General features: G+C 72.0%; 7 protein-coding genes and 2 pseudogenes. 6 read left to right on the top strand and 3 right to left on the bottom strand.

Annotated elements, in window-relative coordinates:
- Positions 1 to 523: 523 nt before the first annotated feature.
- The 5 genes and pseudogenes from ACWCYO_RS11285 to ACWCYO_RS11265 all read left to right on the top strand — a co-directional run bounded on the left by ACWCYO_RS11285 (position 524) and on the right by ACWCYO_RS11265 (position 5,379).
- Positions 524 to 1,303 carry a G1 family glutamic endopeptidase gene (locus ACWCYO_RS11285; RefSeq protein ID WP_449784059.1) on the top strand — a complete coding sequence of 260 codons (780 nt, stop codon included), beginning with the start codon at positions 524 to 526 and terminating at the stop codon, positions 1,301 to 1,303.
- A gap of 141 nt (positions 1,304 to 1,444) precedes the next feature.
- A complete protein-coding gene (locus ACWCYO_RS11280; RefSeq protein ID WP_449784058.1) occupies positions 1,445 to 2,440 on the top strand; it encodes a carbohydrate kinase family protein in 996 nt (331 codons plus the stop codon).
- Positions 2,441 to 2,459: 19 nt separating this feature from the next.
- Entirely contained in the window at positions 2,460 to 4,598 is a 2,139-nt protein-coding gene (locus tag ACWCYO_RS11275; protein WP_449784057.1) for an HAD-IIB family hydrolase, read from the top strand.
- 414 nt (positions 4,599 to 5,012) lie between these two features.
- Positions 5,013 to 5,168: pseudogene (locus ACWCYO_RS11270) on the top strand (leucyl aminopeptidase); the annotation flags it as partial.
- A complete protein-coding gene (locus tag ACWCYO_RS11265; protein WP_449784066.1) occupies positions 5,098 to 5,379 on the top strand; it encodes a hypothetical protein in 282 nt (93 codons plus the stop codon). The pseudogene ACWCYO_RS11270 and the gene ACWCYO_RS11265, both read left to right, overlap by 71 nt.
- A gap of 318 nt (positions 5,380 to 5,697) precedes the next feature.
- Here the strand turns inward: ACWCYO_RS11265 and ACWCYO_RS11260 are convergent.
- A pseudogene (locus ACWCYO_RS11260) lies at positions 5,698 to 5,826 on the bottom strand (family 1 glycosylhydrolase); the annotation flags it as partial.
- A 370-nt stretch (positions 5,827 to 6,196) separates the two neighbouring features.
- Here ACWCYO_RS11260 and ACWCYO_RS11255 point away from each other — a divergent pair.
- Entirely contained in the window at positions 6,197 to 6,562 is a 366-nt protein-coding gene (locus tag ACWCYO_RS11255) for a hypothetical protein (RefSeq protein ID WP_449784056.1), read from the top strand.
- 255 nt (positions 6,563 to 6,817) lie between these two features.
- On the opposite strand, the gene ACWCYO_RS11250 is transcribed toward ACWCYO_RS11255, so the two are convergent.
- Entirely contained in the window at positions 6,818 to 7,738 is a 921-nt protein-coding gene (locus ACWCYO_RS11250; protein WP_449784055.1) for a carbohydrate ABC transporter permease, read from the bottom strand.
- Positions 7,735 to 9,045, bottom strand: a complete 1,311-nt coding sequence (locus ACWCYO_RS11245; RefSeq protein ID WP_270141396.1) for a carbohydrate ABC transporter permease — start codon at positions 9,043 to 9,045, stop codon at positions 7,735 to 7,737. Before ACWCYO_RS11245 ends, ACWCYO_RS11250 begins: the two co-directional genes overlap by 4 nt.
- Positions 9,046 to 9,047 lie beyond the last annotated feature (2 nt).

Here is a 9,047-nt window from a genome sequence, read left to right as displayed (position 1 = left end):
GGACGCTTCCTTCGGACCGCCTTCCAGCGGGCCCTCCGGGCGCTTCGTTCTTTCGCGTTTCCAGCTTATCAGACGTTTTCCGCCCCGTTTTCCGGGGCTTCGTCATCCAACTCGCTGCTGTCTTCCGGCGCTTGACGCCCCGTCCGACGTTTCAAACTCTAGCCGACCTCCGCTTCGAAAAGCGAATCCAGCCGAGTCCGACCGCAATCCCGATAAACAGGCATGCCGAAACGACAAGCAGTGTTTCTCGTGGATTGGCCACCCCGGGACCGTCCGCGCCGTTGCGTGTCCGGTGCTCCCTGCCGAGCGACTGGGAGACAGTACCCCTCCCCGACGCCCGAAACAAATCGCCCGGGAGCATCCACTCCGCCACGACCGCGGGTCTCTCACTCCCCTTCAACTCTTCAACCCGGGCTGCCGTCCGCCCGCGCAGGGCCGACCAGGGGAATCCGGGATCCGTCGGCACCACCTTGGCCCGTCAATCCGCACCACCGGCGCCTTCTTTGTCGATGCTCTGTCGACTTTGCCTCCGTGCGCGGGCTCCCCCCATGTCCAAAGCTCGTCGGCACGCCCTCGTCGCCGCCACCGCCCTGCTGACGCTGCTCGGCGGCGGCTCGCCAGCCGTCCCCGTCCCCGTCCCTTCTCCTCCTCCGTCCAGGCTCCGATCGCCGCGCACCACCACGGCGACGGCCTGCTGCACGGCACCAGCGCCAACTGGGCCGGCTACGTCGCCACCCGCGGCCGGTCCACCAGCGTCACCGCGGGCTGGGTCCAGCCGTCCGTCTCCTGCACCAGCCCCGACGCCTGGTCCGGCTTCCGGGTCGGGCTGGACGGCGACGGCAGCAAGACGGTCGAGCAGATCGGCACCGAGGCCGACTGCTCCAGCGGCTCCCCGGTCTACTCGGCCTGGTACGAGATGTACCCGGCCTACCCGTCCGACTTCAGCAGCCCCGCGCAGCCCGGCGACCACTTCACCGCGAGCGTCACCACCGACGGCGCCGGGTCGTTCCAGCTCACCCTGTCCAACACCACCCGGGGGTGGACCCGCACCGTCAACAAGTCGCTGGAGGACGCCGCCCTGGCGTCCGCCGAGGTGATCGCCGAAGCCCCGTCCAGCATCTTCGGTGTGCTCCAGCTGGCCGACTTCGGCACTGACGACTTCACCGGTGCCGACGTCAACGGGCAGAGCATCGGCGCTGCGAAGGCGTCGAGCATCGACATGGCTGCGGACGGCGTCACCATGGCCACCACCTCGGAGCTCAGCGGCGCCACCGACTCCTCGGTGGCCTGGGACCACAGCTGACGACTCCCCCGACCCGCAACGCCGTCGGCCACTCCGGTGGTCGACGGCGCAGCATCTGGGCGGCACCCGGCGCTCATCAACCCCCGCGCCAACCCCCGCGTTCGTCCGACCCGGCCCGCCGGTTGACCGTATGCTCACCGGATGGAGACCGACGCAGCGGCGCAGAGGTGTGAAGTGCTCGTCGCCGGGCCGTACTTCGCGGATCTGGTGTTCCACGGCCTGGCGCGGCCGGTGCGACCGGGCACCGAGGTCTTCGCCGACGGCTTCGCCCTGGTGCCGGGCGGCGCGTACACCCTGGCGATGGCGCTGCACCGGCTGGGGCGACGGGTGACGTGGAGCGCGGACTTCGGCACCGATCTGTTCTCCTCCCACGTCCTGTCCTGCGCCAGGCAGGAAGGACTGGACGAGGCCGCCTTCCGCCACCACCCCGTCCCCGTACGGAGTCTGACCGTCGCCCTCGCCTCCGCGGACGACCGGGCGCTGGTCAGCTTCCAGGATCCGGTCGATGCCCGACCGCTCGCACCCCTGCTCGGGCGCCTGCGCCCACGCGTCCTGGTGTTGCCCCAACTCCGCTGGGACGACGGCACGGTGGTCGATCTCCGAGCGGCGCGGCAGCTCGGCACGCTGGTGGTCATGGACTGCCACGACACTCCCGCTTCGCTCGACGATCCGGCCGTACGCGCTGCCCTCGCACTGGTCGACGTCTTCACGCCGAACGACGCGGAGGCCCTGCGCCTGACCGGTGCCGGGGACCTGGACGGCGCGCTCGGCGCGCTCGCCGAGCTGGTGCCCACCGCCGTGATCACGCGTGGCGCGCAGGGCGCCGTCGCGGTCCGGGACGGCCGGCGGCACGACGCCCCGCCGGTCTCCCGGGTCGCCGGCATCGACCCGACGGCGGCGGGCGACTGCTTCAACGCCGGTCTGGTGCACGGGCTGCTCAACGGCTGGAGCCTGCCCGACTGCCTCGCGGCGGCGAGCCTCTGCGGAGCCGCGGCCACCACCGGCCCCGGCTCCAGCGCAGCCCTGCACGCCGCGGACCTCGACCGCCACCTCCTCCACCGCCCCGACCAAGGCCACCTCGACCCGCCGTCCCCGGCAAGTGCCAACGCGGGATGGCCACTTCACCGCCGGACGTGATCGTGTTAGCGTCCCTCGGATGTCGAGGATTCTGGTCACCGATCTGGACGGCACCTTGCTCGGCGGCACCCAGGACGACCGGATCCGATTACGGGACGCCCTGGCCCGTCACCCCGAGGTCATGCCGGTCTTCGCCACCGGCCGGGGACTCGCCTCGATCCGTGAAGTGCTCCGCGATCCGCTGGTCCCCCGGCCCCGGTGGATCATCGCCGACGTCGGCGCCACCGTCATCGACGGCACCGACCTCACCCCCGTCGACCCGGTGCAGGAACAGCTGCGTGCCGGCTGGCCGGGCCCCGACCGGGTCCGCGCCGCGCTGCGCCGCTTCCCCGCGCTGGTCTACCAGCACGGCGTCGTCCAGGACGGCCGCTGCTCCTACCACCTGGCCCCGGAAGCGCTCACCGACGACCTCATCGCGGCCGTCGAAGCCCTCGGCTGCACCTGGGTGTACTCCGCGGACCGCTACTTCGACGTCCTGCCGCTCAGCGCTTCCAAGGGCAACGCCCTCCGAGTCCTGGCCACGAAGCTGGGCTGGCAGCCCGAGCGGATCCTGGTCGCGGGGGACTCCCTCAACGACCTCTCGCTGTTCCGCCTGGGCACCCACGCGGTGGTCGTCGCCGGGGCGGAACCCGCCCTGCTCGCCGCCCTCCCCGAGGACCCTCTCGTCCACCGAGCCGACCGGGCCGGCGCCGGCGGCATCCACGCGGCGCTCCAGGAACTCGGCTGGCTCTCCCCCGCCCCCGGCCGTACCCCCGCCCCCGGCCCACACTCCCTCGTGGTGGCCTACCACCGCCCCCCACTCCACTGGAACGGCGAGAGCTGGCAGCCGCCCCGCAGTCCCAACGGCATCCTGCCCACCCTGAGCAGCGCCTTCGCCGACGGACTGTCGGGCGTCTGGGTCACCGCCCGGACCGGCCACGACCGGCTCGCCGCGTTGCCGCACCCCACCGCCCTGCCGCTGTCCCCCGTACCGCTGTCCACCGCCATCTGGGACGGATACTTCCACCGTGCGTGCAAGGAGACGCTGTGGCCGGTGCTGATGTCCGAGCCGGACCGCGCCGTCCACGACGAACGGGCCTGGGCCGACTACCGCACGGTCAACGCGCGCTTCGCCGAGCACATCAGCGCCCAGGCCGCGCCCGGCGCCACCGTCTGGCTCCACGACTACAACCTCTGGCTCGTTCCCGGTCTGCTGCGCCGCCTCCGGCCCGACCTCCGGACCGGGCTCTTCCACCACACCCCCTTCCCGGCCCCCGAGGTGTTCGCCACCCTCCCGGTCGCCGACGAGCTGCGCCGCTCACTGGGCTGCCTCGACTGGGCGGGCTTCCACACCGAGGGCTTCGCGGAGCACTTCCGCCGGACCCTCGCCGGCCTGCCCGATCCGCCGCGCGCGGCCGTCCACCCGCTCGGGATCGACCGGCCGTCCGTCGAGGAGCTCGCCCGCCTCCGCGCGCCGCACCGCCGTCCGGCCACCGGCCGGCTGGTGCTGTCGATCGAACGCCTCGACTACGCCAAGGCCCCGGTCCAGAAGGTCGACGCCATCGACCACCTGCTCTCCGTGCGGCCCGAGCTGCGCGGCCGGCTCACCTTCCGGCTCGTCTGCCCGCCGCCGGAACCCGGCATCACCGCCTACGACGCCACCCGCAGCCACCTCGAGCAGCGCATCACCGACGTCAACGCCGCGTGGCGGCAGCGGAATTGGCAGCCGGTCGACTACTTCCCCCGCAGCCTGTCCGCCGCCGAGGTCATCGACGAGTACCTGGCGGCCGACGTCCTCTGGGTGACCTCCCTCCAGGACGGGATGAACCTCACCGCCAAGGAGTTCACCGCCGCCCAGAGCGCCCTCCCCCACCCTCCCGGCGGTCCGGGCGTCCTGGTCCTCTCCCGGCACGCCGGCGCCGCCACCGAACTCGGCCTGGCCGCCCTCCTCACCGACCCCCACTCCCGCGACGACCTCAGCACCGTCCTCGCCCGCGCCCTCGACCTCACCCCCGCCGAACGCCGCTCCCGCATGAACCGGCTCTCCCGACTCCTCGGCCACGATCGGCCCGCCGACTGGGCCGCCCGCATCATCCGCGAAATCCGAACCTGCACCCCCGACCCCGACCCCGACCCCGGCCCCGGCCCCGGCTCCGATCCCGCCGCACCGGCGGCCTGACTCACCCGGCCCTCGCCCGGCTCATGGCCCGGTCCGAGTGTTCTCATGAACTGCCTCTTGCCCGTGGAGGGTTGATGAGGCAATCATGACAGCCCTCACGCAACCGGGGAGTTGAGACGTCATGGGCGCCGTGGTGGCCGGCACCCAAGTGGCACGGCAGGCGGCCTCGGCGAGTCGCCGTCAATCGGCGGTACGCGTCCAGCTACGCGCTCTCCGCGGCGGTGCTGCTCGCGCTGCGCCTGCGGATGCGGGAGCCGGACGGCCCGGCCGCCGCAGCCCGGGGCCGCTCCGGCGCCTGGCCGTTGCTGGTGGCCGCCGGACTGGCCGCAGAGACCGGGCCACAGGCGATCATCGACACCGCCACCCCTCACCGATGCCGCCGCGATCGCCCTCGGCCGCCGGGTCGCCGCAGTGATGGACACCGACGACGCCCTGATCGACCGCCTGCGCGCAGCCGCCACCCGAGCCGGCGAACCGCTCTGGCCACTACCGCTCCCCGATGCGTACCGGCCCCGACTCCGCTCCCGGATCGCGGACCTGGTCGACTACACCCTCGGCACCCGGCACGGCACCGCCCTGCTGGCCGGCCACTTCCTGCGCGAATTCGTCCCGCCCGACATCCCCTGGGCACCTCGACATCCAGGGCACCGCCCTCTCCGACACCGACGACGCCGAATGGCCCGCCGGCGCCACCGGCTTCGACGTCCGCGCCCTCGCCGAACTCCTCACCGCCAGCCGCACCGAGCGGTCCTCGATGCCCGGAACGGCCGGACAGCCATGAGTGCGGAGTGGGAAGCCGGTCCCGAGGCCGAGGCGCTGGCGATAGCCCTCGGCCCGCCGAACAGGCACGAGGACCGCCTGGCTGCTCACGCGGAACCGCCGACGCCAGTCACCCGGCATCCGGGACGCGGTGCGCGACCACAGATCGGCCAGCGCTCGCTGCGCCGGACCGTCGTGATCCTCCGACGGTCCGCATGGGAAGACCGGGACGCCGAGCTCCCCGTACTCGCATTACCGGGCGGCCCGCTCCTCCGGGGAGACTCGACCGACAGTCGCGAGCTTTCCCAACTCAGCGATCTCGCAACGCAGTTCCCAACCGCTACTTCGCATTTCGCGCCCGGTGGGCGGCGATCAGGTCGCGGTACCAGGTGTAGGAGGCCTTCGGGGTGCGGCGCTGGGTGGTGAAGTCGACGTGGACGAGGCCGAAGCGTTGGTGGTAGCCCTCGGCCCGTCGAACAGGGTGTCATTGTATTCGGCGTGTCGCGCTGGCCGATTGGCTTCTCGCAACGCGGAAGATCCCGTGCCGCCGCCTGCGGAACATGGTCCAGGACCAGCGGCGGCCGGCCGTCGTGGTCAGGGCGGGCGGGCACCTTCGCCAGCAGGTCGACCAGCCAGGGCGAGCTCCAGGAGCGGGTGTCCCCGAGCCGCTGATGACTTCCCGGACAGTTCCCTCTGCCGGGGGAGGTGCCCGCACCCGAGGGAGGATGTCCGGGTGTCCGGCTGCTCCCTAGGGTTCAGGACATGAAGCTGACGAACACTCGGTTGACGAAGGCGGCGCGGTCCGCTTCGGCCCCGGCCCGAACGGTGCGGTCGGTTCGGTGGTCGAGGAGGGCCTGGATCGCCCGTTCCTGCTGCTGGACAGCGCCCTCGGCAACCACACCAGCCCTGCGCTGACCGACATGTGGCAGCACCTGCGGGGCTGGCACCGCAACTTCCAGCTCGCCACCGCCGGCCACTACTCCTACACCGAACTCCAGGGTTTGCTGCCCACGCTCGCCGCCGCCGGCCGCCTCCCCGCCAGTGCCCTGGCCGACACCGTCGGCACTGTCGACCCGTGCCGCTTACTTCGTGCCCAATCCGCCTACCTGGCAGCCTTCTTCAATCTTCACCTGCGGCACCGCAGCGACCACGGCCTGCTCGACGGTCCGTCAGCCGACTACCCGGAGATGTCCTTCGTCGCCTGACCCCCGCCCGCTCCTCGGCGCGGAACTCCTACCGGGTGAGCGCGCGTCGGTGAGCGCTTCCGGAGCCGCATGGCTCCAGTTCCAGCACGACCGGCCCACGGCTGAACCGTTGGCGATGAGCTGCGGACATGTCGAACATCCTGTCTTTTGCGCAGTCTCTGGGCACAGCTGCTGCGACGCCGTCGCCCCCCGACATGCCGAAGGCGGACACCCAGCGGCTGCTCGACCTCGCCCGCCCGTCGCCGCCCCCCGGGGTCACTTCACGGATCCGGCCATGGCGCCCTGGATGAAGAACCGTTGGAAGCAGAGGAACACCACCACGGGGACCAGCAGGGACAGGAACGCGCCGGGTGCGAGGATGTCCATGTTGCTGCCGAACTGCCGCATCTGGGACTGCAGGTAGACGGTCAGCGGCTGCGAGTCGTTGCCGGCGAAGATCAGCGCGACCAGCATGTCGTTCCAGACCCAGAGGAACTGGAAGATGCACAGCGAGGCGACAGCCGGTGCGGCGAGCGGCAGGGCGAGGGTACGGAAGGTCCGCCACTCCCCGCAGCCGTCCATCCGCGCCGCCTCCAGGAGTTCGGCGGGGATCTCCAGGAAGTGGTTGCGCATCAGGAACACGGCGAACGGCAGCCCGTAGCCGACGTGGAATAGAACGACGCCCGGGATGGTGCCGAACACCCCGACGGCACCCTCCAGTTTGGCGACCGGGATGAGCCCGACCTGGACGGGGACGACCAGCAGTCCGACCACGCCGAGGAAGACGGCGTCCCGGCCGGGGAAGCGCATCCAGGCGAAGGCGTAGCCGGCGCCCGCGGCGAGGGCTACGGTCAGCAGGGTCGCCGGGACGCTGATGAGCACGGTGTTCCACAGCGCCTTGGGGACGTCACCGCCGCCGAGCAGCGCGGTGTAGTTCTGCAGGGTGAGCTGGGCGGGCTCGGTCACGGCCGTCCACCAGCCTCCGGTGACGGCGACCTGCTTGGGGCGCAGCGAGGAGACCAGCAGGCCGACGGTGGGCACCAGCCAGGCAACGGCGGCCACGGTCAGCACGGCCTGGACGAGGCCGCTCCGGGTGAGGGCGGCGAGCCGGGTCGTGAGCGGCAGGGTGGGCCGGCCGGCGGGCACCGGTGCGGGCACGGTGGTGGGGGTGGACTGGGCCGCCTGGGTGGTGGTCATGCGCGGCTCCCTCGGAAGCGTCGGACGTTGAGAAGCATCACCGGCACGACGAGGAGCAGCAGCAGGACGCTGAGTGCGCTGCCGAGGCCCTGGTCGTTGCCGCCGCCGAAGGAGACCAGGTAGAGCCGGAGCGCGAGCACGCTCGCGTCCTGCTGCACCGGTCCGGGTGCGATGATGTACACGAGGTCGAAGATCTTCATCACGTTGATGACCATGGTGATGAACACGACGCCGAGGACCGGGGCGAGTTGGGGCACGGTGATGCGGCGGAGGATCTGCCATTCGCCGGCGCCGTCGATCCTGGCCGCCTCGATGGTCTCGCGGGGCAGGTTGGCGAGGCCCCCGGCGATGATGACCATGGCGAAGCCGGCCCAGATCCAGATGTAGGCGCCGATGACGGCCGGAGTGATGAACGCAGGGCCGAGCCAGTCGATGCCGCGGTAGGGGGCGGCGAAGTTCGCGGCCGGCATCACCACCGAGGTGGTGGCGGAGGGGGCTGCGCCGAAGCGGAAGGTTCCGTCGTCGGCCGTGGTCGTGGTGGCGACCGTCCTTCCACCGTCCCGGAGTTGGACGGTGACGCCGGGCAGGCCCTTCTTCCCGGCGTCGAGCCGGCCGGGGTGGCCGCCGCCGGGAACGAAGTCCAGGAACACCGTGCCGCTGACCCCGTCACCACCGGCCGGCTCCTGGGCCGTCCGGGCAGTGGCCGGGAGCGCTCCGGGCTGCACGCCGACCAGCGGCAGCAGCACGACGCGCGTGCTGGTGGGCGCCGTGACGTCGCCGTCCTGGGCTTGGTCGAGGCCCGTGCTGGGGCGTGGGTGGGCGCCCGGGTAGGTCGGCCGGTCGTTGAACGTGTCGTGGACGGCGACCGCGGCGGCGTTGAGCACGCCGCGGTGCGGGTCCGCGTCGTACACCGTGCGGAAGATGATCCCGGCGGCGAGGAAGGAGATCGCCATCGGCATGAAGACGAGCAGCTTGAACGCGGTGGCCCAGCGGATCTTCTCGGTGAGCACCGCGAACACCAGTCCGATGGCGGTCACCAGCGCCGGGGCGACGGCGACCCAGATCGCGTTGTTGCGCACGGCGGTGAGGGTGGCGTGGTCGGTGAAGGCGGTGCCGTAGTTGTCGAGTCCGACGAAGCGGTGGCCGGAGGCGTCGAAGAGGCTGCGGGCCACCGAATAGCCGATGGGGTAGACGACGAGGGCGCCGAGCAGCAACAGGGCGGGCAGGACGAAGAGCAGGGCGAGGCCCCGGTGGCGCCGGAGGGCGCCACCGGATGCCCGGCCGCTGCGGGGCGAGCGCAGAGACATGG

Source organism: Kitasatospora sp. NPDC001683 (assembly GCF_053596495.1).
Note: the sequence above shows the minus strand (reverse complement) of the source record. Positions and strands in the feature narration are given on the sequence as shown.